Source organism: Pseudarthrobacter quantipunctorum, from assembly GCF_045291495.1.
Lineage (GTDB): Bacteria > Actinomycetota > Actinomycetes > Actinomycetales > Micrococcaceae > Arthrobacter > Arthrobacter quantipunctorum.
The window spans coordinates 1,903,203-1,926,688 of sequence record NZ_CP148033.1 but is presented as its reverse complement, the minus strand read 5'-3'; the positions used below and the strand labels follow the sequence as shown (position 1 = coordinate 1,926,688).

General features: G+C 65.8%; 21 protein-coding genes and 1 pseudogene. 8 read left to right on the top strand and 14 right to left on the bottom strand.

Translation table 11 applies throughout. The annotated features are described in order from the left end of the window. Positions 1 to 6 precede the first annotated feature (6 nt). Complete coding sequence (locus tag WHH00_RS08905) at positions 7 to 426, top strand: DUF4870 domain-containing protein (RefSeq protein ID WP_350003213.1); 420 nt, start codon at positions 7 to 9, stop codon at positions 424 to 426. 85 nt (positions 427 to 511) lie between these two features. Here WHH00_RS08905 and hemW read toward each other — a convergent pair whose 3' ends face one another. Next, a complete protein-coding gene (gene hemW, locus WHH00_RS08900; protein WP_231454272.1) occupies positions 512 to 1,741 on the bottom strand; it encodes a radical SAM family heme chaperone HemW in 1,230 nt (409 codons plus the stop codon). Positions 1,742 to 1,777: 36 nt separating this feature from the next. Then, positions 1,778 to 3,631 carry a translation elongation factor 4 gene (lepA, locus tag WHH00_RS08895; RefSeq protein WP_231454271.1) on the bottom strand — a complete coding sequence of 618 codons (1,854 nt, stop codon included), beginning with the start codon at positions 3,629 to 3,631 and terminating at the stop codon, positions 1,778 to 1,780. 177 nt (positions 3,632 to 3,808) lie between these two features. Between lepA and WHH00_RS08890 the strand changes: the two genes are divergently transcribed. Together WHH00_RS08890 and rpsT are read left to right on the top strand one after the other, a co-directional pair. Continuing rightward, positions 3,809 to 4,363, top strand: a complete 555-nt coding sequence (locus tag WHH00_RS08890; protein ID WP_231454270.1) for a type II toxin-antitoxin system PemK/MazF family toxin — start codon at positions 3,809 to 3,811, stop codon at positions 4,361 to 4,363. A gap of 170 nt (positions 4,364 to 4,533) precedes the next feature. Continuing rightward, positions 4,534 to 4,794: a 30S ribosomal protein S20 gene (rpsT, locus tag WHH00_RS08885; RefSeq protein ID WP_011692086.1), complete on the top strand. Its 261-nt coding sequence runs from the start codon at positions 4,534 to 4,536 to the stop codon at positions 4,792 to 4,794. Positions 4,795 to 4,990: 196 nt separating this feature from the next. Here rpsT and holA read toward each other — a convergent pair whose 3' ends face one another. The 7 genes and pseudogenes from holA to WHH00_RS08850 form a co-directional block, all read right to left on the bottom strand. Further along, positions 4,991 to 6,007: a DNA polymerase III subunit delta gene (gene holA, locus WHH00_RS08880; RefSeq protein ID WP_406638140.1), complete on the bottom strand. Its 1,017-nt coding sequence runs from the start codon at positions 6,005 to 6,007 to the stop codon at positions 4,991 to 4,993. Then, the gene (locus WHH00_RS08875) at positions 5,941 to 7,578 is read right to left on the bottom strand and encodes a ComEC/Rec2 family competence protein (RefSeq protein ID WP_406638138.1); all 1,638 of its coding nucleotides are present in this window, start codon (positions 7,576 to 7,578) and stop codon (positions 5,941 to 5,943) included. Before WHH00_RS08875 ends, holA begins: the two co-directional genes overlap by 67 nt. Before the next feature lie 478 nt (positions 7,579 to 8,056). Beyond that, positions 8,057 to 8,986 carry a ComEA family DNA-binding protein gene (locus WHH00_RS08870; protein WP_406638136.1) on the bottom strand — a complete coding sequence of 310 codons (930 nt, stop codon included), beginning with the start codon at positions 8,984 to 8,986 and terminating at the stop codon, positions 8,057 to 8,059. A gap of 189 nt (positions 8,987 to 9,175) precedes the next feature. Then, a pseudogene (locus WHH00_RS08865) lies at positions 9,176 to 9,265 on the bottom strand (DUF4193 family protein); the annotation flags it as partial. 16 nt (positions 9,266 to 9,281) lie between these two features. Next, complete coding sequence (locus tag WHH00_RS08860) at positions 9,282 to 9,608, bottom strand: hypothetical protein (protein ID WP_406638134.1); 327 nt, start codon at positions 9,606 to 9,608, stop codon at positions 9,282 to 9,284. Between the two features lie 70 nt (positions 9,609 to 9,678). Beyond that, on the bottom strand, positions 9,679 to 9,957 hold the full coding sequence (locus tag WHH00_RS08855; RefSeq protein WP_406638132.1) for a putative quinol monooxygenase: 279 nt from the start codon (positions 9,955 to 9,957) through the stop codon (positions 9,679 to 9,681). A 50-nt stretch (positions 9,958 to 10,007) separates the two neighbouring features. Then, complete coding sequence (locus tag WHH00_RS08850; protein ID WP_231454264.1) at positions 10,008 to 10,379, bottom strand: hypothetical protein; 372 nt, start codon at positions 10,377 to 10,379, stop codon at positions 10,008 to 10,010. A gap of 77 nt (positions 10,380 to 10,456) precedes the next feature. Here WHH00_RS08850 and WHH00_RS08845 point away from each other — a divergent pair, with 77 nt between their 5' ends. Continuing rightward, on the top strand, positions 10,457 to 11,221 hold the full coding sequence (locus WHH00_RS08845) for a nucleotidyltransferase domain-containing protein (protein ID WP_406638130.1): 765 nt from the start codon (positions 10,457 to 10,459) through the stop codon (positions 11,219 to 11,221). Between the two features lie 52 nt (positions 11,222 to 11,273). Here the strand turns inward: WHH00_RS08845 and WHH00_RS08840 are convergent, their stop codons facing one another. From WHH00_RS08840 to WHH00_RS08820, 5 genes are all read right to left on the bottom strand, one after another. Further along, positions 11,274 to 12,269 (bottom strand): DegV family protein, encoded by a 996-nt coding sequence (locus tag WHH00_RS08840; RefSeq protein ID WP_406638128.1) that lies wholly within the window; start codon positions 12,267 to 12,269, stop codon positions 11,274 to 11,276. Between the two features lie 55 nt (positions 12,270 to 12,324). Continuing rightward, positions 12,325 to 14,853: a leucine--tRNA ligase gene (gene leuS, locus WHH00_RS08835; protein ID WP_406638126.1), complete on the bottom strand. Its 2,529-nt coding sequence runs from the start codon at positions 14,851 to 14,853 to the stop codon at positions 12,325 to 12,327. 389 nt (positions 14,854 to 15,242) lie between these two features. Next, on the bottom strand, positions 15,243 to 16,757 hold the full coding sequence (gene glpK / locus WHH00_RS08830) for a glycerol kinase GlpK (protein ID WP_350003192.1): 1,515 nt from the start codon (positions 16,755 to 16,757) through the stop codon (positions 15,243 to 15,245). A 53-nt stretch (positions 16,758 to 16,810) separates the two neighbouring features. Next, on the bottom strand, positions 16,811 to 17,560 hold the full coding sequence (locus tag WHH00_RS08825; protein WP_406638124.1) for an MIP/aquaporin family protein: 750 nt from the start codon (positions 17,558 to 17,560) through the stop codon (positions 16,811 to 16,813). A gap of 90 nt (positions 17,561 to 17,650) precedes the next feature. After that, entirely contained in the window at positions 17,651 to 19,480 is a 1,830-nt protein-coding gene (locus WHH00_RS08820; RefSeq protein WP_406638122.1) for a glycerol-3-phosphate dehydrogenase/oxidase, read from the bottom strand. A 127-nt stretch (positions 19,481 to 19,607) separates the two neighbouring features. Between WHH00_RS08820 and WHH00_RS08815 the strand changes: the two genes are divergently transcribed. The 4 genes from WHH00_RS08815 to WHH00_RS08800 are packed head-to-tail and all read left to right on the top strand — an operon-like array spanning position 19,608 to position 23,478. After that, complete coding sequence (locus WHH00_RS08815; protein ID WP_231454257.1) at positions 19,608 to 20,582, top strand: sugar-binding transcriptional regulator; 975 nt, start codon at positions 19,608 to 19,610, stop codon at positions 20,580 to 20,582. A 10-nt stretch (positions 20,583 to 20,592) separates the two neighbouring features. After that, the gene (locus WHH00_RS08810) at positions 20,593 to 21,462 is read left to right on the top strand and encodes an aldo/keto reductase (RefSeq protein ID WP_406638120.1); all 870 of its coding nucleotides are present in this window, start codon (positions 20,593 to 20,595) and stop codon (positions 21,460 to 21,462) included. Positions 21,463 to 21,472: 10 nt separating this feature from the next. Further along, positions 21,473 to 22,399: an alpha/beta fold hydrolase gene (locus WHH00_RS08805; RefSeq protein WP_406638118.1), complete on the top strand. Its 927-nt coding sequence runs from the start codon at positions 21,473 to 21,475 to the stop codon at positions 22,397 to 22,399. After that, complete coding sequence (locus tag WHH00_RS08800; protein ID WP_406638116.1) at positions 22,396 to 23,478, top strand: glycosyltransferase family 4 protein; 1,083 nt, start codon at positions 22,396 to 22,398, stop codon at positions 23,476 to 23,478. The genes WHH00_RS08805 and WHH00_RS08800 overlap by 4 nt, the downstream gene beginning before the upstream one ends. The last annotated feature ends 8 nt before the right edge of the window (positions 23,479 to 23,486 follow it).

Here is a 23,486-nt window from a genome sequence, read left to right as displayed (position 1 = left end):
CAGACTGTGGCAGAAAACGCACGCGATCACAGGGACACCCAGGGCGGCCAGGGCCGTTCGGAATACCATGGCGTTCCGGCGAATGCGCTGCCCCTGACAGCCAGCGAAGACCGGCAGTGGGCCACCATGGCGCACTTTGGCGGAATCCTTGGCTGCGTTCCTGCTCTTCTGATCTACCTCATTTTCCGGGACAGGGGCCCTTTCACGGCGCAGGAGTCCAAGGAGGCGCTGAACTTCAGCTTGCCTCCCACCATCGCCGCCGTGGTGGCGAACATCCTGGTGTTCGTGCCGGTGATCGGCAACATCTTCGCCGTGATTGCCACCCTCATCTGGATTGCCCTGACCTGTTTCTCCGTGGCGGCCGGCATCCATGTGAACAAGGGCCAGCCGCACCGTTACCAGTACAACCTGCGCTGGATTAAGTAGTCCCCTCCAGCTCCCAGCACTCGCAAGCTCGCGCCGGGGCCCTCGCCGGCGTGGGCCCACCGCCCGCAGCCCAGCACTGAACCCGCTAGTCCGGCAGGACCCGGCGCACCACGGCGTCAGCCAGCAGCCGGCCTTTCAGCGTGAGGACCAGCCGGCCTGCGAAGGCGGCGGCGGGATCAATCAGTTCCTCCGCGATGAGCCCGGCCACCTCGCGCCGTCCTGCGGTGCCCAGCGAGGAGATCTCGAGGCCGGATTGAAGGCGGACCTCAAGCATCACGCGCTCCATGTTCCGTGTTTCCCCATCCAGGGTTTCCCTGCCGGCCGCCGGTGACACTCCCTGCGCCAGGCGCCCCGCGTAGGCAGTGGGGTGCTTGACGTTCCACCACCGGACACCGCCCACATGCGAGTGGGCCCCCGGCCCAATCCCCCACCAGTCGTCGCCGCGCCAGTAGGCCAGGTTGTGGCGGCAGGCCTGTCCGGGCGTGCGCGCCCAGTTGCTGACCTCGTACCAGCCCAGGCCGGCCTTGGTGATCAGCTCATCGGCGAGCTCGTACTTGTCGGCGTGGTCGTCGTCGTCGATCCCGGGGACTTCACCACGGCGGATCTGGGCGGCAAGCTTCGTTCCGTCCTCGATGATCAGCGCGTAGGCGCTGATGTGGTCCGGCTGGTAGGAAAGCGCCGTCTCGAGCGAGTACCGCCAGTCCTCCAGGGACTCCCCGGGCGTGCCATAGATGAGGTCCAGGCTGACGGCCAGTCCGGCGTCGCGGGCCCACTGCACAACCTGCGGCACGCGGCTGGGCGTGTGGGTCCTGTCCAGGACCTTGAGGACGTGGGGAACAGCTGACTGCATGCCGAACGAGATCCGGGTGAAGCCGGCATCCTTGAGGATGGCAAGGGACTTGGGGGTGACGGAGTCCGGGTTCGCCTCCGTGGTGACCTCGGCGCCCTCCTCGATCCCCCACTGGTCGATGGCGCGTCCCAGGATCAGGGCCAGGTCCTCCGCGGGAAGCAGGGTTGGCGTGCCGCCCCCGAAGAACACCGTGCTGAGCGGCCGCGCGGGCAGACCTGATTCCGTGAGGACCCTGGCTGCCAGGGACACTTCCGAGGCTGCGGTGGCGGCATAGGCGTCCTGGGAGGCACCGCCGCCAAGTTCCGTGGCGGTATAGGTGTTGAAATCGCAGTACCCGCAGCGGACCGCGCAGAACGGGATGTGTACATAAAGCCCGAACGCCCGCTCCGCCGCACCATCGGCTGCCTGGTGGGGCAGCAGACCGTCCGACGGCGCCGGGTCGCCAAGGGGAAGAACGCTAGGCACTGCAGGGGCCTCCGGCAGTACCGGCTGCTGTAACCACTACTTCCTGGCCTTGTCCTTGGACTCGTCGGTGGTGAGCGCAGCGATGAAGGCTTCCTGGGGGACCTCGACGCGCCCCACCATCTTCATGCGCTTCTTGCCTTCCTTCTGCTTCTCCAGCAGTTTGCGCTTACGGGAGATGTCACCGCCGTAGCACTTGGCCAGGACGTCCTTGCGGATGGCGCGGATGCTTTCGCGGGCGATGATCCTGGAGCCGATGGCCGCCTGGATGGGCACCTCGAACTGCTGGCGCGGAATAAGCTCGCGCAGCTTGGTGGTCATCATGACGCCGTACGCGTAGGCCTTGTCCCGGTGGGTGATGGCGGAGAAGGCGTCAACCTGTTCGCCCTGGAGCATGATGTCCACCTTCACAAGGTCGGCCACCTGGTCGCCGTCGGCCTTCCAGTCCAGGGAGCCGTAGCCGCGGGTCTTGGACTTCAGGATGTCGAAGAAGTCGAACACGATCTCGGCCAGCGGCAGGCGGTACCGGATTTCCACCCGGTCCTCTGAGAGGTAGTCCATGCCGCCCATCACGCCGCGGCGGCTCTGGCACAGCTCCATGATCGCGCCGACAAATTCGTTTGGCGCCAGGATGGTGGCGGCCACCATGGGCTCGCGGACCTCGGAGATTTTGCCGGACGGGTATTCGCTGGGGTTGGTCACGTGGACCACCTTCTTGTCCTCCAGCGTCACCTCGTATTCCACGTTGGGTGCGGTGGAAATCAGGTCCAGGTTGTACTCGCGCTCGAGCCGCTCGCGGGTGATTTCAAGGTGGAGCAGGCCCAGGAAGCCCACGCGGAAACCAAAGCCCAGCGCGGCAGATGTCTCGGGCTCGTATACCAGGGCGGCGTCGTTGAGCATCAGCTTCTCCAGCGCATCGCGCAGCACCGGGTAGTCCGTGCCATCCAGCGGATAGAGGCCGGAGAAGACCATGGGCTTGGCATCCGCATAGCCGGGAAGAGAGTCTGCGGCAGGCTTGGCCATGTTGGTGACGGTATCGCCCACCTTGGACAGGCGGACGTCCTTCACACCCGTGATGAGGTAGCCCACTTCGCCGACGCCCAGACCCTTGGACGGTGTGGGTTCCGGTGAGCTCACACCGATTTCGAGGAGTTCGTGGGTGGCCCGGGTGGACATCATCTGGATGCGCTCACGGGGATGCAGCATGCCGTCCACCACCCGGACGTAGGTCACCACGCCGCGGTAGGTGTCATAGACGGAGTCAAAGATCATGGCGCGGGCAGGGGCATTGGCGTCGCCCTGGGGCGCCGGAAGGTCGCGGACGATCTTGTCCAGCAGCGCCTCGACGCCCATGCCGGTCTTGCCGGAAACGCGCAGGACGTCCTCCGGTTCGCCGCCGATCAAGCTGGCCAGCTCCGCCGCGTACTTCTCCGGCTGCGCTGCCGGAAGGTCGATCTTGTTAAGGACCGGAATGATGGTGAGGTTGTTTTCCATCGCCAGGTACAGGTTGGCGAGGGTCTGGGCCTCGATCCCCTGGGCAGCGTCCACCAGGAGGATTGCTCCCTCACACGCCGCGAGCGAGCGGGAGACCTCGTAGGTGAAGTCGACGTGTCCGGGCGTGTCGATCATGTTCAGCGCGTAGCTGGTGCCGTCCAGTTCCCACGGCATGCGGACCGCCTGGGATTTGATGGTGATGCCGCGTTCGCGCTCGATGTCCATCCGGTCCAGGTACTGGGCCTTCATGTCACGGGACTGGACCACGCCGGTGAACTGCAGCATCCGGTCGGCCAGGGTGGACTTACCGTGGTCAATGTGCGCGATGATACAGAAATTCCGAATAATGGCCGGATCTGTCGCGGCGGGCACCGGTGCGGTGCGGGCCATGGGAGACACGCAGGGGTCCTTACTCTTGGCATTCACACGGCCACCGCTGGGCGCGCCGTGGGCGGCCCGCGGACAGGCCGCACATTTTCAACCTCCAGTGTCCCACGTCGGAAGCTGCCACACCGCATCCTGGCCGGAGTTGCCGCCGTCATTCTCCCGTGCGTGAGGCAGCTATAGGGTGGCTGGATGGTTTTCAATCTCCGATCACTGCAGGACGCGGTCAGGACAGGACTGCGGACACTCCAAAGGGCGCGAAGGGCTGCCGGGGCAGCTGGCCGCCCCTCCCCCGGCCGGGCCACGCCGGCATCCGGCAATTTACAGGTTCGGAGCGGGGCCGCTACCGCCTACCCCGGGGATTTCCACGGCAAGTTCACCGTCAGGTATGTGGCCAGGCCCGATAGCGAGCCCGATCCGGGGGAAGTGGTGTGGGCCTGGGTGCCGTACGAAGAAGACCACAGCCGCGGAAAGGACCGGCCGGTCCTGCTGGTGGGCCGCAACGGCGGCTACCTGCTCGGACTGATGCTGACCAGCAGGGACCGGGTTCCGGATACTGCAGCGTCAGCGGACTACGTGGACATCGGAGTTGGAGGCTGGGACCGGCAGGGACGCCCCAGCGAAGCCCGGCTGGACCGCGTCCTCCAGCTCCGCCCGGACGGCATCCGGCGGGAGGGTGCCGTACTGGACCGCAACCGTTTCGAGCGGGTGGCCTCCTCCCTGCGACGGCGACACGGCTGGGACTGAGCTTCTGAAATGGCAGGAGCTGCCCCTGACCTGCTATTCTTTATAGCTGTGTGTCCGTGCAGGTCGACGGCCACTGATGGTTGGCCGCCATAGGTATCCCCACGCCGCTCAGTCAATGGCCAACCTGAAAGCCCTCTAGACCATTTCCGCATTAAAAAGAGAGTTCACACGTGGCGAATATCAAGTCCCAGAAGAAGCGCATCCTCACCAACGAGAAGGCACGCCTGCGCAACAACGCAGTCAAGTCCGAGCTGAAGACGGCCATCCGCGCCGTCAACACTGCCGTTGAGTCCACGGACAAGGATGCAGCTGCTGCTGCCCTGGTTGCTGCCAGCCGCAAGCTGGACAAGGCTGTTAGCAAGGGTGTCCTGCACAAGAACAACGCAGCGAACCGCAAGTCGGCGATCTCCAAGAAGGTCAACGCACTGTAAGGTTTCCAGTTCGTTTGAACTGATGGTTGTGGCCGGTACCCTCGGGTGCCGGCCACACATCTTTAAGCGCAGAGTTAGGTCCGTTGCCTGACCTCATGCGCGGACTAAAGCCTTGTAGCTTCCGGCCCGCTCACAAGCTTAGGAAATTCGGCTGACCGGCGCCCCGGGAAAGTTTCGCCGGGGGCCTGGTCGACGGTCAGCGGCTCTGGACAGACATGGCAATGACCGTAACCGCGTGCTCCACGGCATAGACGGGGTCGCGCGAAAGTCCTTTGACCTGCGCGTCGGCCTCGGCGGTGGCCTGGATGGACCGGACCAGCCCGTCCGGCGTCCATCGCCGCACGTCCCGCTGCGCCTGCTCAACCAGCCAGGGTTGCATGCCAAGCTCTGCGGCTATCTGGGCGGAGGATCCGGATGCGCCGGCAACCCGCGCAACCGTTCGGAGCTTTGCGGCCAGCGCGGCCACCAACGGTACGGGATCCGCTCCGGTGGCCAGGGCATGTCGGAGCGTGGACAGGGCCAAGGGCGCATTGCCCGCCATGGCAGCGTCAGCCACCTTAAATGCTGTCGCCTCGATACGGCCACCGTAGTAGCGGTCCACGATGTCCGAGGTGACGGTGGTTCCCGCGTCGGCGATGAGCTGGCTGCATGCGGCGGCAAGTTCCGAAAGGTTTGCTCCAACCGCGTTGACCAGGGCCTGGACGGCATCCTGCTCAATACGGCGGCCGCCCGCCTTGAATTCGGCCGCCACAAAGGCCACCTTGTCTGCGTCTTTCTTGAGCGGCTGGCAGTCCACCACCGGCCAGCCGCCCTTCTTGACGGCGTCCAGGAGCTTCTTTCCCCGGACTCCCCCGCCGTGCCGGAGGACCAGGACGGCATCGGGTTCCGTGTGTTCCACGTACCGAAGCGCATCAGCGAGGAAGGCATCGTTCATGGCTTCGACGGCTTCAACCTCGATGAGCTTGCTCTCGCCGAACAGCGAGGGACTGACCTGCATCAGCAGGGTGCCCGGCTCATAGGCAGCCGCGTTGATCCGGCTGACCTCCACGTCGGGTGCCGCCGCCCGCACCTGGGCGCGGATGCGGTCCATGGCCCTGATGCCCAGATACTCTTCCGGGCCGCTGACCAGCACCACCGCTGCAGGTGCTACGTCCCGCCAGGTGGCCGCATTGGATGCCGGGGAACGGGTTGCTCGCTTCTGCGCAGCGGCCATCGTGGGTTCCTTCCGGAAAGTTTTGTGGAGTATCCCAGCCTGCCACGTCCGGCTCCCCGCTCCAAGCCAGGGCCGGGCTGCCGCGCCATCTTCCACATCATTCCGGATGACTGCCGGAAGCCCCAGCGGCGGAGCGCCGGGACAGCCCTATCCTCCAGGGCTTCGATGAGCGAAACGAGACTCCGGTGACAGGACATTACCAACCCGCCGGCCTGGCGCGGCCGGGCACAAGCCCAGACGGTTCCATACGTCAGAACAGACAGGAACAGCATGGTCAGCAGCCCGTGAATGCCTTCCGGCCAGGGCAGCGATGCTCCCGGGAGCTGTGACGTGAACCTTGCCACGGCGGCGACGCCGGCACTGAACGTCCCGGCCACCGCGATGAGGGCCGTTGCAGCCCACGGGACAAGAACCACCAGGGGAACAGCTGCCGTCCCCAGCAATGTCACAGGAGCCACCAGGGGCGAGGCGATAACGTTTGCCAACAGCGAGTAGGTGGAAAACTGGGGTTGCAGGATCACGATCACCGGTCCGCAGAGCAGCTGGGCTGACAGCGGGACGGCCACCGCTGCTGCCGCCCAGCGCGGAACGAACCCGGGCATCCAATTGATGATTCGCCGGCCAAGGACAATGATTCCCAGGGTGGCCAGAACGGACAGGAGAAACCCGAAGCTGGACCCCAGGCCAGGGTCCATCAGCAGCAGGCCGATCACCGCAAGGCACAGGAAGCTGAGGCCCCGTCCGGACCGCCCGCCGGCCAGTGATACGACGGCGATGGCACCCATGAGGGCTGCCCGCAGGACGCTGGCATCCGGCCCCACGAGGAGCACGAAGAGCCAGAGGCCGGCGCCGGCCAGGGCAGCGGCGGGGAGGCGCGGCAGGCGCAGGCCCCGGCATGCCAGCAACAGTGCCCCAAGGACCAGGCTGCAGTTTGCGCCGCTGACGGCCGTCAGGTGCGTCATGCCCACCCCCTTCATGGCAGTCGCCAGTCCCTCGTCCAGCGCCGTGGTGTCTCCCGTGACCATGCCCGGCAGCAGGCCGCGGGGATCGGGGCCGAGGAAGGAGGACGCGGCCACGAATTGTTCCCGAAGTTCTTTGGCCGATCCCTCCAGGATTGGCACGGCGGTGGCCTGGCCCGGGCCTGAGGAGGCTGTGAGAATCGCAGCTTCCTCCGTTCCTGGCACTGGCGGCCGAAGGTTTCCCGTTGCGCGGACCAGCTGGCCGGTCACCACACTGCCCCAGTCGCCGCCGCCCATAACCACAAACTGTGCCCGGGTTCGGAGCAGGACACCGCCGGTGCTGACATCGCGGGTCCAGACAGGCACTGACCAGCGTCCCGGCGTTCCTGCCTGGCCCGGCGCACTAAGCGCCCGGGGGCCGCCGGCCACTTCGACGACGGCCACTACTGATTTCCCTGCAGCAACAGCCTCAGCCAGGGGCCCCTCGAACCGCTGGCTGGCTGCCGCAGCCGAGTGTGCGGCCGTGGCCGCCGCTAGGAAGAGTGCTGCCGCGCAGGTGGACAGGAAACTGCGCCGGGCGCGCGGGCGTTCTGTCCTTGGTGTGAATCGCAAGCGGCTCCGGCGTATCAACAGCATCCCTGCAAGAGCAAAACTACAACAGAGTGCCGCCAGTGCCAGCGGCTGCAGCCAAAGCCCCGCGATGGAGGCGGCCCATACGGCCACAGCCGGCACGGCGAGACGGACGTCGGAGCGGCGGCGGGACTCCTCGCTGCCGGCAGCTGCGTCTTTCCCTCCATTCCCCTTCGCTTTTCCCTGCCAGGCAGAACCCCGCACCCCGTCCCACTGCTCTTGGACACGCTTCCCAAAAGTCGCGGGAACCGTGAAGCTCCGGCGCTGTCCCGGCTCTGTTCCGGAACTCGATGCCGTCGCATCCCTGGTCCGCCGGAGGCCTCCTTCGGCACCAGTTGTGCGCGCTGGTCCGGGCATAGCTGTGGGCCCCCTGACTGCAGACTCCACATACCGCTGCCATGGGCTGCCCGTGGGCTTCTCCCTGAGGCTACCCATCAGACACACCCCTCACGTCGTCCCATCACACCGTCACCAGCGGCAGCAATGCCCCAAGCATCTTGGGTCCAACGCCGTCTACTGCGTCCAGTTCCTCGACGCTTTTGAAGGCCCCATGCTCGTTGCGCCAGTCCACGATGCGCTGGGCAAGCACCGGCCCGACCTTGGGCAAGGTATCCAGCTCCTCCACGCCCGCCGTGTTGAGGTTGATTTTCGCTCCCGCAGCGTTTCCCGCGGTACCAGCCTCGGCCACACTTCCGGCTCCGGGTTCCGGACCTGTGCCTCCGGTACCTGCTGCCGGTAATTGCTCGCCTTCGCGCGGCACATGGATCTTTTGGCCGTCCTCCACCACGAGGGCCAGGTTCAGCCGGCCAAGGTCCGCGCCGGGGATTGCGCCTCCAGCGGCCGTGACGGCCTGGTGCACCCTGCTTCCCGCCGGCAGCTGCACCACTCCGGGACTGGTCACGGCTCCGGCAACATGGACCACCACCGCAGCGGCGGTCTCAGCCTCCGCGTTCTCAACGCCCGGCCCACTGCCACCGGCCCCCTCATCTCTCGTAACGGTGGCCCCGGCTGAAGGGTTAGCGGCAGGGCTGCCGGGGCTTACGCCGCTGAGCGGAAGGATCTCCGGCCGGCCCGCCGCCACCTGCCACCAGAACCACGCCGCGGCAGCAACAGCAAGGACGCCAAGAAGAACCGCCAGGCGGGGGCCCAACCGCCAGCGGAGTGCCGGCCCCAGGGCGGTGGACGCGGTATCCGCGTCCTGTCCGGATCCCCCGGGCAACGCCGTGCCGGAAGCGTCCGGATCGTGGCCGCCGGCACCCTGGTACTCAAAGAGTTGATTCCCGTCGGGGTCCAGCAACAGGCCGGACGGCGCCTCGCCCAGGGCTGCCTGCAGCCGGGTCCTGGCATGGCGCGCCGAGTGACCTGCTGCTCCAGCGTCCCGGCGTGACATAGCTTCACGCTAGGGACCACTGCGCGGGGGCAACAGGGCAGCCGCATCATATGTGGAAAGGCTCCCTTCAGCCGGACCGGCAGCGGGCTGACCTCCATGCGGCAAACACTCCAGGTCAGCGGCGGGAGCGTGGATTCTTCGCGGATGCTGTCCCAGATGCGCTCCGGGACAGCCGGCCAGAACCGTTAGGCCCTCACATTCGACGCAGTAGGCATGGCCGTCCTTCTCGCGCGCCTTCTGCGAACGGTGCCGGACCAGAAAGCAGGAGTAACAGGTGAACCTGTGACGGGGCCTTTCAGAACACCTGCGACTCCAGGAATCCGTAAACAAACCAGATCAGGACACCTGAGCTGATGGAGAGGGCGATGGTGCCTGGAACGCGGCCCCGGCGGCGGACGAGACTGACAACGCCCAGGGCGATAGTGGCAAGAGCTGCGGGGAAGGTGACGGTAAGGAGGAAGTGGACCAGGCCAATCCCGGAGTCGACACCGTCCCCCGCAGCCCATACAGCCCAGAAGACTCCTGCCGTATTGAGCACCAGAATCAGCAAGGCAAGAAGACCTGCATTCAACTTTCGGGCACTTGATTCGGCGTCGTCTTGGCCATGGCCCTTCTCTGTCATCCCCATCCCTGTGACGTTACCTCCCGCAGAGACTATCTGGTCCGGGTCTGGAAGTGAACGCGGAGAAGACCTAAAGCCCCACAATCGTGTAGCGGCGCTCGATCCCGGCCGTGGCCCGCCCCCAGATGCTGCCCGCCACCCGGTCCTGGTGAAGCCTGAAAGCATCGGGGTCGCTGAAATGTTCGTCGACCTGCCAGACCAAGGGGTCGCCGGTAGGCGTCACGCTGAAGGAGACACAGCCGGGTTCAGCCCGGGTTAGCGTGACGTGCCGGTCGAGATGCTGGACGACGATGGCAACCTCGTCGCTGTCACGGCACACGAGCTGTCCGGTCAAATAGACATCAGTCACTGACCAATCCTCTCGTATTTCCCGGGCATCCCTATCCAGCCTTCCGGTGTTCATCCCCCGGTCAACTTCCGGGACTGTGCGAACGACCGGCGGATACCCACGATCCTGACGGCAACCCCCGTCAGGACCAGGCCAATTCCCAGCGCCATCAAAATCCATACCGGTACCGAGGCGGCATCGATGTTCCGGTAGCACTCCGCCGCCAGCCCGGTGGTCCGCATCTGGATGTCGGCCTCTTCAGCAGCACTGCTTTGCGGAAGCAGCGGGCTGCCGCACAGCGGCCCCACTGTCTTCATTCCGATAACAAAACTCAGGATGTGCAGGGCAAACCCGACGGCGATTATCAGAATCCAGCCGCGCCGCTGACTAAGCTCCTGGTTAATGTCCACAGTCGAGTTTCCCGGCGAATCCTGAACCTCCATGTTCAGAGCCTAATGGAAGTTCCCCACGGAGACGCCGTACGGTATCTCCACAGGTCATTTCCAGGAGGCGGTTCGACGTGGACGAATCAGTGTTAGTTGACTATGTGGCCGATCATCTGGCCGCTCTTCCCGGAGTGCTTGCGGTAACTCTCGGGGGGTCCCGGGCGACCGGCACCCACGGCCCGGCCAGCGACTGGGATTTCGCCGTGTACTACCGAGAACATTTCGACCCTGGTGACTTGAAGGACGTCGGCTGGCAGGGAACGGTTTCCGAGATCGGCGGCTGGGGCGGCGGAGTCTTCAACGGCGGGGCGTGGCTGGAAATCGACGGCCGCAGCGTGGATATCCACTACCGCAACCTCGACGTTGTTGAGCATGAGCTGGCCGAGGCGCAGCACGGCAGGTTCCACATTGAGCCGCTTCTGTTCCATCTGGCCGGGATCCCCAGCTATCTGGTTGTGGCCGAACTCGGCATCAACCGCGTCCTTCGCGGGGATGTGCCGCAGCCGGAGTACCCGCAGGTCCTCCGCAGGACCGCCCCGGGCGTCTGGATGGACCGGGCCCACATGACGCTCGGCTACGCGCGCCGCGCATACGCCACCAACGGGCGCCTGACGGAACTGGCCGGCGCCCTGGCCATCTCCGCTGCGATGGCAGCACACGCCGTGCTCGCCGCCCGGGGCGAGTGGATCACCAACGAGAAGCGGCTCCTGGAGCGTGCCGGGTTGCGCCACATGGACGAGCTCATCTTTGGGCTGGACCGGGAGCCACCCGTTCTTGGAGAAACCATCGATCAGGCCATCCAGCTCTTCAACGATGCTTTGGCCGAAGCAGTGCACTGATTGCCTTCTGCTCCGGCTCACACGGCCAGGGGCAAGCCACAGCCAATGCCTGCTACGAGGAAAGCGTTCCCGGAAAAGTGCCGGTATCCCCCGGTTCCTCCCCCACGATGACGGCCAGGACACCCAGCCCTGCATGGGCAGCAAGTACGGCCGGGAGGGAACTTGCCTGGGCCGGGGGGCACAGCGGCAATGCGCGCGCCAACCGTTCGGCCAGGCTCTTAGCCTCTTCAGGATTCCCAAAGTGGTGGACGGCGAGCCGAACGGCGGGGGCCGGCCGGGCACCGGCATCAGCGGCAACCATCTCTTCCAGCCGGGCTACCGCCTTTGCGGCCGACCGGACCTTTTCCAGCGGTACGATCTTGCCGCCCTCCACCGCCAGGATGGGCTTGATGGCCAGCATGGTTCCCAGCAGCGATGCCGCGGCGCCGATGCGGCCCCCGCGCCGCAGCTGCTCCAGGCTGGGAACGTAGAAATACACTTTGGTCCGCGCTGCCTGTTCCGCCGCGGCAGCGGCAACGGCGGCGGCATCACCGCCGTCGGCCGCGGCCCGGACGGCTGCCTGGACCGCCATGCCCTGGGCCATCCCGACGGTCCGCGAATCGACTACCTCCACCGGGATGCCGACCCGGGCCGCTGCAAGGCGGGCAGCATCCGCCGTCCCGGACAGTTCTCCGGAGATGTGGACAGACACCACCGCTTCGAAGCCCCGCTGCGAGGCCGCGCGGTAGGCCTGCTCGAACTGGCCAGGTGACGGCCGCGAGGTCTTTACGGACGTTCCACTGGCCAGTGCCAGGGCGATGGTTTCGGAGATGTCATCCTCGCCCTCGCCGTAGATCTCATCCCCCACCATTACGGGCATGGGTATCACGGCCAGCCGCCCGTCACCGCTGAGCCCAGCGGTCCAGTCAGCCGGCAGCGCCGCCGCGGAGTCGGTCACCACGGCAGTACGTACGACGGCGGCGGGCTGGCTCCCAGGGGCTTCCTGCCCGCGGCGGCGTGCCAGCAGGCGTGCACGGACCCAGGGCCAGGCGGCGTCACGGTCGGGCAAGGGGGCCTCCTGGGATCAAGCAGGCCGCCGGAGGGCTCCGGCGGCCTGGTCCGGCCTAGGCCGGGACGATGTTGACCAGTTTAGGGGCGCGGACAATGACGGTGCGGATGCCACGGCCGTCGAGGGCGCGCTGGACGTTCTCCGAGGCCAGCGCCAGCTCGCGCAGCTGGTCCTCTGTCACGGAAGGAGGAACCTCCAGCCTGTCACGCACCTTGCCCTGTACCTGGACGACGGCGGTGACGGTGTCCTGCACCAGCAGGGACTCGTCGTGCGCCGGCCAGCCCGCATTGGCCACCGAGGCAGGGTGCCCCAGCACGTTCCACATGTCCTCAGCCGTATACGGGGCGAACAGGCTCAGGATCACGGCAACCGCCTCCGCCGCCTCACGGACAGCCGGGTCAGTTCCGCCTGCGCCTGAATCGATGGCCTTCCGGGTTGCGTTGACCAGTTCCATCAGCTTGGCCACCACGACGTTGAACTTGTTGGCGTCCAGGAGTTCGGCGGCGTCTGCGATGGTCCGGTGCGTGACGGAACGCAGGGCGCGGTCACCGGTGGCCACGTCAACACCGGGCTCGCTGGCCACGTCCTGGGCCAGGCGCCAGGCGCGGGCCAGGAACTTCGCAGAGCCCGACGGCGAGACGTCAGCCCAGTCCACGTCGTCCTCCGGCGGGGAGGCGAAGATCATGGTCAGGCGCACCGCGTCCACGCCGTACTTGTCCAGCTGCTCCCCGAGGTCCACACCGTTGCCCAGCGATTTGCTCATCGCCTTGCCACCGTTGAGGACCTGGCCCTGGTTGAGCAGTGCGGTGAAGGGCTCGTTGGCTTCGATCAGGCCGAGGTCGTTGATGACCTTGGTGAAGAACCGGGCGTACAGCAGGTGCAGGATCGCGTGCTCCACACCGCCGACGTACTGCCCCACCGGCATCCAGTCGTTGATCTTCTGGGGATCGAACGGGCCCTCGGTGTAGTGCGGTGAGACGAAGCGGAGGAAGTACCAGGACGAGTCCACAAAGGTGTCCATGGTGTCCGTGTCGCGCTTGGCCGGCCCATGGCAGGTGGGGCACTCGACGTTGACCCAGGCCTCGGCCGCGGCCAGGGGCGAGGTGCCCTTCGGTGACAGGTCCTCGCCGCGCAGGTCGGAGGGCAGCGTAACGGGCAGCTGCTCATCCGGGACCGGAACTTCGCCGCAGGACGGGCAATGGATGATCGGGATGGGAGTACCCCAGAACCGCTGGCGGCTCAGCAGCCAGTCCCGGAGCCGGAAGTTCACGAACTTCTCGCCCGTGCCCTGCTTCTCCAGCACGGCGATCGCGGCCGGAATGGCCTCGGCCTTGGGCAGGCCGTCCAGGTCGCCTGAGTTGATCAGGGTCCCCTCGCCCGCAGTAGCGGTACCGGACACGGCCGGATCTTCCTCGCCGGTGTCCAGGACGGCCCGTACGGGGAGGTCAAACTTGCGGGCGAAGTCCAGGTCGCGCTGGTCGTGGGCGGGCACGGCCATGATGGCTCCGGTGCCGTAGTCGGCCAGGACGTAGTCCGCCGCCCATACCGGCAGCTTCTCGCCGTTCAGGGGATTGATGGCGTACCGGCCGGTGAAGACGCCCGTCTTTTCGCGTTCGGTGGACTGGCGTTCAATTTCGGAGAGCGCCTTGACCTGTTCGCGGTAATCGTCCAGGGCGGCGGCGTGCTCGTCCGTGACGAGCTCGACGGCGAGCGGCGCGTCTGCGGCCACCACGAAGAACGTTGCGCCGTACAGGGTGTCCGGGCGGGTGGTGAAGACCGTGACCTCCTTGGCGGGCCTGCCGCCGTCGGCCTCAATCACAAAGTTGACGTGCGCACCCTCGGACCTGCCGATCCAGTTTTTCTGCATGGCCAGCACGCGCTCAGGCCAGTGGCCGCGCAGCTGCTCCATGTCATCGAGCAGCCGGTCCGCGTACTCCGTGATCTTGAAGTACCACTGGTTGAGGGACTTCTTGGTGACGGTGGTGCCGCAGCGCTCGCAGGCGCCGTTGACTACCTGTTCGTTGGCCAGGACGGTCTGGTCCTTGGGGCACCAGTTGACCGGCGAGTTCTTCCGGTAGGCCAGGCCGCGCTCGTAGAAGCGCTTGAACAGCCACTGGGTCCAGCGGTAGTACTCCGGGTCGGAGGTGTGCAGCCGGCGCGACCAGTCAGCCGAGATGGCGTACCGCTTGAAGGACGCCGCCTGGGTGTCGATGTTGGCGTAGGTCCACTCGCTGGGATGGGCGTTGCGCTTGATGGCGGCGTTTTCGGCGGGCAGGCCAAAAGAGTCCCAGCCGATCGGGTGCAGGACGTCGTAGCCCTTCTGGCGCAGGTAGCGGGCCACGACATCGCCCATGGCGAACGCTTCCGCGTGGCCCATGTGCAGGTCACCGGACGGGTACGGGAACATGTCCAGCACGTAGCGGCGCTCGCGCGACCCGTCGTCGACGGGGGTGAAGACCTTAAGGTCCTCCCACACCTGCGGCCATTTGGCCTCCATCGCCGTGAAGCTGTAGGTGCCCTCCTCGGGCACGTCCGCTGACACTGTTGCTGCTGTTCCGTTCTCTGTCTCCGGCTGAACGCCCACTGCTGCCCTCTTCTGTTCTGTTACGGCATCGGTGCTGCCATAACGGCCTGATCCTCCTGCTGCCACCGGAAATGCTCCCGGACACACAAAAGCCCCTCACCATGGAGGGGCTGCCGCACGCTATCCGTTGTTTGGGATACCGGGCGGCTGGCTAAGCAGAAGGATCGCACGCATGCAACCACTTTAGCGCACCTATATAGCCTCCAGTCGCAAACGAGCGGCTGAGGCAGCAGCGAAGACCCTTCGTAGATAAGGGTGACTACAGCGAACGCAAGGAAGGCGGCCCCTCGCCCGGGTGTGGTGGGCACCGCGAAGCGGGCGGGGCAGGGGCCGCCTTCCTTGCGTGGTGAGACGGGGGCCGCCGCAACCACGAACTGCTGTCTAGCTGGCTACTTCACGTCCTCGTCGACCCAGTCCATGGATTTGGTGACGGCCTTCTTCCACAGGCGCAGCTGGCGGTCCTGCTCGGCCTGGTCCATCTGCGGCTCCCAGCGCTTGTCCTCGGACCAGTTGGCCGAGCACTCCCCCAGGTCCTTCCAGAAGCCGACGGCGAGGCCGGCCGCGTAGGCAGCACCAAGGGCGGTGGTCTCCACAACCTTCGGCCGGATGACGGGAACGCCCAGGATGTCCGCCTGGAACTGCATCAGGGCATCATTGGCCACCATGCCGCCGTCGACCTTCAGCTCGGTGAGCGGAACACCCGAGTCCGCGTTCACGGCGTCCAGCACCTCGCGGGTCTGGAAGGCGGTGGCCTCCAGCGCGGCACGGGCGATGTGGTTCTTGTTCACGAACCGCGTCAGCCCGACAATGGCGCCGCGGGCATCCGAGCGCCAGTACGGCGCGAAGAGGCCGGAGAACGCGGGCACGATGTACACGCCGCCGTTGTCCTTCACGGACGCGGCGAGGGTTTCCACTTCAGGGGCGCTGCTGATCATTCCCAGGTTGTCCCGCAGCCACTGGATGAGCGAGCCGGTGACGGCGATGGAACCTTCCAGGGCGTAGTGCGGGGCAGCATCTCCGAGCTTGTAGCCGACAGTCGTCAGCAGCCCGTTCTTGGAATGGACGATCTCCTCGCCGGTGTTGAAGATCAGGAAGCAGCCCGTGCCGTACGTGTTCTTCGCCTCGCCGGCCTCGAAGGCTGCCTGGCCGAACGTGGCCGCCTGCTGGTCGCCCAGGATGCCGGCAACGGGAACTTCCCGCAGGAGCTGGGAGGTGTGCACGGTGCCGTACACCTCGGAGGAGGACTTGATCTCCGGCATCATGGTCCGGGGAACACCGAAGATGCCAAGGATCTCGTCGTCCCACTGCAGGGTTTCCAAGTCCATGAACAGCGTGCGGGAGGCGTTGGTGACGTCGGTGACATGGACTCCGCCGTTGACGCCGCCGGTCAGGTTCCACAGGACCCAGGAGTCGGTGTTGCCGAACACCAGGTCACCGGCTTCGGCCTTGGCCCGGGCACCCTCCACATTGTCGAGGATCCACTTGATCTTGGTTCCGGAGAAGTAGGTGGCCAGCGGCAAGCCCACTTTTTGCTTGAAGCGGTCAGCCCCGCCGTCCTTGGACAGCTGGTCCACAATGTCCTGGGTGCGGGTGTCCTGCCAGACGATGGCGTTGTAGACGGCCTCACCTGTGGTCTTGTCCCACACCACGGCAGTTTCGCGCTGGTTGGTGATGCCGACGGCGGCAATGTCGTGCCGTGTCAGGTTCGCCTTTGACAGGGCGGAGGCAATGACCTCGCGGGTGTTGTTCCAGATTTCGGCGGCGTTGTGCTCAACCCAGCCGGCCTGCGGGAAGATCTGTTCGTGTTCCATCTGCCCCGAGGACACGATGCTCCCGCTGTGGTCGAAGATGATGGCACGGGTGCTGGTGGTTCCCTGGTCGATGGCGATTACGTACTGGTTCATGATGGACGTCCTTGTCTGTATCGGTGCTGTGGGCAGGGTATTGGTTTAGGGGGTCAGGATGCGGCGGTGACGATGATGGGAGCGATGTTGGCCACGATGCCGCCGAGGGCGCCGCCAACCAGCGGACCTACCACCGGGATCCAGGAGTATCCCCAGTCGCTGGAGCCCTTGCCCTTGATGGGCAGCAGGGCGTGGGCGATGCGGGGACCGAGGTCACGGGCCGGGTTGATGGCGTAGCCGGTGGGGCCGCCGAGGGACACGCCGATGCCGACGACGAGCAGTGCGACAGCGAGCGGACCCAGGCCTGAGGGGGTTCCGCCGAAGGTAAGGATGACGAACACCAGGACGAAGGTGCCGATGATTTCGGTGACCAGGTTCCAGGGTGTGGACCGGATGGCGGGACCGGTTGAGAAGACGCCGAGCTTGCTGGCAACCTCCGGCTCCGCATCAAAGTGCTGCTTGTACGCCAGCCAGCAGGCCACGGCACCAAGGAAAGCGCCCAGCAGTTCGCCGCCGAAGTACGTCAGCGTCGAGGCGAAGTCCACCGGCACGCCCGGCGCGTATTCGGCTTTTCCGTTGACCAGCAGCCCGAGCGTGACGGCTGGATTCAGGTGGGCACCCGATTTCGCGGCAACGAAGACGCCCGCGAAGACAGCGATGCCCCATCCCCAGGTGACCATCAGGAACCCACCGCTGTTGCCTTTAGTCCCCCGCAGGGCAACGTTGGCGACGACGCCGCAACCCAGGAGGGTCAGCATCGCCGTTCCGAATACTTCGGAAAGGAAAACTATTCCAAGAGACATCTTTGACTCCTTTATTTTCTGATGGAGGTCCTTCGTGGGTTGAAGGACCGTGGGCCGGGGCGGGTTGCCGCCCCGGCCGGCAGCCGGGTGCTAGGCGACCAGGCTGTGGGTTTCTACACGGTGGAACCTTTGCAGCACATCTTGCGCGTGCTTGATCTCCGCAGCGCGGACCGCGGCGTTCCAGCCAAGGGGAACCGCGAGCACATCCGCCACCTCATTCAGCAGTTCGCCCGTTACCAGGCCCCTGAATGCCAGGGAAGTCCGGCGGATGAGGACGTCCACGAGGTGCCCCACCTGCTCGTTGGCGGCCATGAACTCCAGTTCACGGACGCTGAGCTCGCGGGTGGAATGCAGCAGCCTGTCGGGTCCGGCGTCGAGGTACTCCATGACGGTTTCGGCACGGGTCCCGTACCTGGTCAGGAGTACCGCGGTGCGGTCGGCGTCACGGCCGGAGGCCATGTGCGCCTTGATCCATTTCTGCACGCCGGGCTCGTCAGCGGGGAAGCCTGCGCCGCCGCCGATGGGGAGCTGGGCGGTGGAGACCTTGCGGTCCATCCCGATCTCGGCCAGCACGTCGTTGGTCATGTGTTCGGCCAGTGCACGGAAGGTGGTCCACTTCCCGCCCACCAGGCTCAGGACCACGGCGCCCTTTCCGTTTCCGTCCTGTCCGGGTTCGCGGCGCTCGATGCGGTAGTCGCGCGACACGAAGCCGGGCTGGGTGGCGTCATGGCGTGGCAGCGGCCGGACGCCGGAAAAGGTGTAGACGATCTGGTCACGCGTAACGGCGATGTCCGGGAAGACGTGGCCCACCAGGTCAAAGAAATACTCGATTTCCTCGTCGGTGCAGACCGCGTCCTGCGCCATGTCAGCGTCCACGTCGGTGGTCCCCACCAGGACCCGGTCCCCCATGGGGTAGATCAGGACGATGCGTCCGTCCGTGTGCTCGAAGAAGATTTCCCTGCCGCGGCAGGCTTCCAGCAGCGCAGGGTTGTCCAGCACGATGTGGGAGCCCTTGGTGCCGCCCATGAAGGCAGAAGCCGTGCCCATTGCCTCGTTGGTCAGGTCCACCCAGGCGCCCGTGGTGTTCACGATGACGTCTGCGGTGAAGTCGAATTCCTCACCCGTCAGTTCGTCCCGCAGCCGGACGGTGCTTCCCTTGCCGGTGCCCGGATTGGGCTTACCGGTCATGGACTGCAGGGAAACGTAGTTGCTGGCACGGGCCGTATACCCCTGGGCGTTGCCTTCGCCCACAGCCGCGCGGCCGGCCTTTTCCCCGTCCTGGAGGACGTCCAGCGTGAGCCGCTCCGGGTTGTGCACGGAAGCGTCAAAGTAGGTGGCGGTGTACTTGACGTCGGGGCGGAGGGCCGGCAGTTCCGCACGGGCCCGCTGGCCGCTGCGGAACTGGTGCCGCGGGACGGTGCCGCCGTCGCGGGAAAACGAGTCGTAGAGGCTCAGGCCAAGCTTGATGAGGAAGGCGCCGCGTTCCTTGGGCTTGCCCTGCTGCTTGTGCGTCAGGAAACGCAGGGGGGCCGACAGCACACCGGAAAAAGTGCTGAAGATGGGAATGGTGGTCTGCAGCGGTTTCACGTAGTGCGGAGCAATGCGCAGCAGCCGGTTGCGTTCCACCACTGATTCCTGGACCAGGCGGAATTCGCCGTTCTCGAGGTAGCGGATGCCGCCGTGGATCATGTGCGAGGAGGCCCCGCTGGCTCCCTGGCAGTAGTCTCCGCGTTCAACGAGCGCAACGTCCACACCCTGCAGCGCGAGGTCACGGAAGGTTCCTACGCCGTTGATGCCGCCCCCAACCACCAGCACCTTCGCGTGCGGCCGGCGCCGCAGATGGTGGACGGAACTGCGTTCGGCTCCCGGCTTCTCCGCAGGTGCTGCCGAAGGTCGGCCGGTTAAATCCTTGGGTCCCAAAACGACTCCCTTGGGGCTTTGTGTGGCGCGGGCAACCGAGTGGGCGGGCCCGCCGTTCTCCACTATTGTTTGGACTAATGGAAAATGGAGTCAAGCACTATGCACAAACGTGCACGAGGGAGGGGTAATGGACCCGTCAAGACACTCTGAGGCCCTCCGAGCTGCACAAATGTATTATCTGCAGGACCTGACCATGGATGCGATAGCCCGCGAACTGCGGACCTCCAGATCCACCGTGTCCCGGCTTCTGTCCTCCGCACGCGAATCCGGACTGGTCCAGATCCAGATCCGCAACCCCCTGGACACCGGCCCGGAGCTCGAGGGCAGGATCCGGCACCGCTATGGCGTCGACGTCCATGTGGTGCCGGTCCTGGAAACACTGAATGAAGCCGAGACCCTGGACCGCGTGGCCATGCAGGCAGCGCGGACCATCGGGCCACTGGTGGACTCGAACGCCATCATCGGCGTTGCCTGGGGATCCACCCTGAGCGCAGTCAGCCGCCACCTCACCCGCAAGATCACCCATGACAGCGTGATCGTGCAGTTGAACGGCGCAGGCAACATGCACACCACCGGCATCACCTACGCCAGCGACATAATGCGGCGGTTCGGGAGCGCCTACGGGGCAAGGGTGGAACAGTTCCCCGTACCGGCCTTTTTCGACCACGCCGCCACCAAGACCGCCATGTGGAATGAGCGCAGCGTGCAACGGATCCTGGAACTCCAGGCCAAGATGAGCATTGCCATTTTCGGTGTGGGATCAGTGGATGCGGACTACCCCAGCCACGTCTACGCCGGTGGATACCTGGATGAGACGGACCTGAACATCCTGGCCACGTCCGACGTCGTGGGTGACGTTGCCACCGTCTTCTTCCGCGGCGACGGATCCTCGGACGGCATCATCCTCAACGAAAGATCCACGGGGCCTGCCCTCGCCGAACTGCGGCAGGTCCGGCGAAGGATTTGCGTGGTGTCCGGGGTCTCCAAGATCAAAGGGCTCCGCGGCGCCCTGGCCGCCGGCCTGGCCACCGACCTGATCCTGGACGAGGCCACCGCGCGGCGCCTGGTGGATTTCGAGGGCCTCACGGCGGCCAATGGGTAGAGTCGTGGCTATGAGAACCTCACCGCGGCTCAGCCTGAACAACGGCGTGCTGATCCAGCAGCTCGGCTTCGGACTGTACAAGGTCCCGGCCGCGGACGCGGAAGGGCTCGTTGCCACCGCGCTCGCTGCCGGCTACCGCCACTTTGACACCGCAGCTATGTACGGCAACGAAACCGGAGTGGCCCGCGGGATCAATTCCCAACTGGGCGGGTACGCCGGCAGCGGCGGCTCCGGCGAGCTGTTCCCGGCGTTGTCCAGGGAAGACGTGTTCATCACCACCAAGGTGTGGAACGACCACCACGGCTACGACGCGACGCTGCGGGCCTTCGACGACTCCATGGTCAACCTCGGCCTGGATTATGTGGACATGTACCTCATCCACTGGCCCTGCGCCAGGCGCGGGCTGTTTCCCGATACCTACCGGGCCCTGGAGACCCTGTACCGGGAAGGGAAGGTCCGTGCCATCGGCGTCAGCAATTTCCAGCCGGCCCACCTTGACCGGCTGCTCCAGACTGCAGAGGTGGTTCCCGCCGTCAACCAGATTGAGCTGCACCTGTGGCTGCAGCAGGCGGAACTGCGCACGCTGCATGACGGGCTGGGCATCAGGACGGAGGCATGGAGCCCGCTGGGCCGCGGACAGGTCCTGGCGGATCCCGTTGTCCACGCCTGCGCTTCTGAACATGGCAAGACGCCCGCCCAGGTAATCCTGCGCTGGCACATGCAGCTGGGGAACATTGCCATTCCGAAGGCCAGCACCGAGGGCCGCATCCGGGAAAACCTCAACATCTTCGACTTCGAACTCTCGGACCGGGACATGGCTGCGCTTGCAGGCCTGGACCGGGGGCACCGCACCGGCTCGCATCCGGACCACGTCAATTAAGGCAGCACCGATGACCACAGCACGGCCCGGGCCTGCCTCGCCGGCCTACTTCAGCCATGGACTTGCCTCCCGCACGTCGTCCTCCTCGGTGGAGATCGACGGCGGGAAGGTTGCCTTCTGGACGTACGAGCCGGTGCACGCCGGTCCGGAAACGCGAACCATCCTGGTAATCCATGGCTTCCGCGGAGACCACCACGGACTCCTGCGCGTGGCAGACCAGCTTTCCGAGATGCGCATCATCATGCCTGACCTGCCCGGATTCGGCGGCTCCGACGCGTTCACGTCCGGCCGGCATTCCGTGGAGCAGTATGGCTCCTTCATTACCGGATTCATGGCGGCCCTTGGCCTCGGCCCCGAGACGGTCCTGCTGGGACACTCCTTCGGCTCGATCATTGCCGCGCACTTCGTGGCCGACCATCCGGGATCGGTGAACCCCCTGATCCTCATCAACCCCATCGCGGCACCGGCGCTGGAAGGGCCAAAGGGCGTGATGACCCGGCTCGCGGTCCTCTACTACCGGCTTGCCGCGCGCCTTCCCAGGCATTTGGGACTGGCTTTGCTGCGGAGCCCGCTGATAGTCCGGATCATGAGCGAAACCATGGCCAAGACCGCCGACAGGAACCTGCGCCGTTTCATCCACGGCCAGCACAGCGCCTACTTCAGCGCTTTTGCCAGCCGTGACAGCCTGCTTGAATCCTTTACCGCGTCCGTCAGCAGCCACGTGGCCGAGGTGGCCGGCCGGCTCACCCTTCCGGTGCTGCTGATCGCCGGGGAAAAAGATGAGATCGCCGTCCTCCCCGACCAGCGCCGCCTCGCTGCGCTGCTGCCGGACGGCGAACTCAAGGTCATTCCCGGCGTCGGACACCTCATCCATTACGAAACGCCCGAACCGGCGGCCTCGTTCATCCGCAGCTTCCTTAAGGACCACCGCGCGTGAAGATTGTCATCGACGCACGTTTTACCCGGACCGACCACCACGACGGCATCAGCCGCTACGGGGCGAGCCTGATCGCAGCCACTGCGAAAATCGCGGACGTATCCATGCTGGTCTCCGACGTCCGGCAACTCCCCCTGCTCCCCGATGTTCCCTACACGCTGATCAGCAGTCCGTTGTCGCCGAGGGAGCTTTTTGTGGCGCGCACCATCAACAGGCTTGGCGCTGACGTGGTGGTGTGTCCCATGCAGACGATGGGCACCTGGGGCCGCAAGTACGGCCTGGTGCTGACGCTCCACGACCTCATCTACTACGAGCACCCTGCGCCGCCGGGGTTCCTGCCGGCACCGGTCCGGCTTCTGTGGCGGCTTTACCACAAGGCGTTCTGGCCGCAGCGCCTGCTCCTCAACCGGGCCGACACCGTGGCCACCATCAGCCGCACCACCGAGGCGCTGATCGCAAAGTACCGCCTGACGCGCCGCCCCGTGAGGATTATCAGCAACGCCCCCCAGCCGGAGCAGGAGCACGGGCCCCGGCCAGCCGGCGCCGGGGAAGACCGCGCGCTGGTCTACATGGGCTCTTTCATGCCGTACAAGAACGTCGAAACCATGGTGGCGGGAATGGCGGGCCTGCCCGGTTACACCCTCCACCTGCTGAGCCGCATCACGCCCCAACGCCGTGCCGAACTGGAAAGGCTGGTTCCACCAGGGGCGCACGTGGTGTTCCACAACGGCGTCACGGACGGGGAATATCACGAATTCCTGCGCTCGGCTGCGGCGCTGGTAAGCCTTTCACGGGCCGAAGGCTACGGGCTTCCCCTGGTGGAAGCCATGGCGCTCGGCACTCCCGTTATTGCCAGCGATATCCCCATCTTCCGGGAGGTCGGCGGGGACGCCGCCCTCTACGTTGACCCTGCATCCCCCCGGCAGTTTGCCGAAGCCGTGCACACACTCCAGGACAACGCCCGCTGGGAGGAACTGTCGCGGCGCTGCGTTGCCCGTGCCCGGGAGTTCAGCTGGGACGAGTCGGCACGGCAGCTGGTGGATGCAGCCCACGAAATCGTGGTCCGGCGCCGCCGCTAGGGTACCGC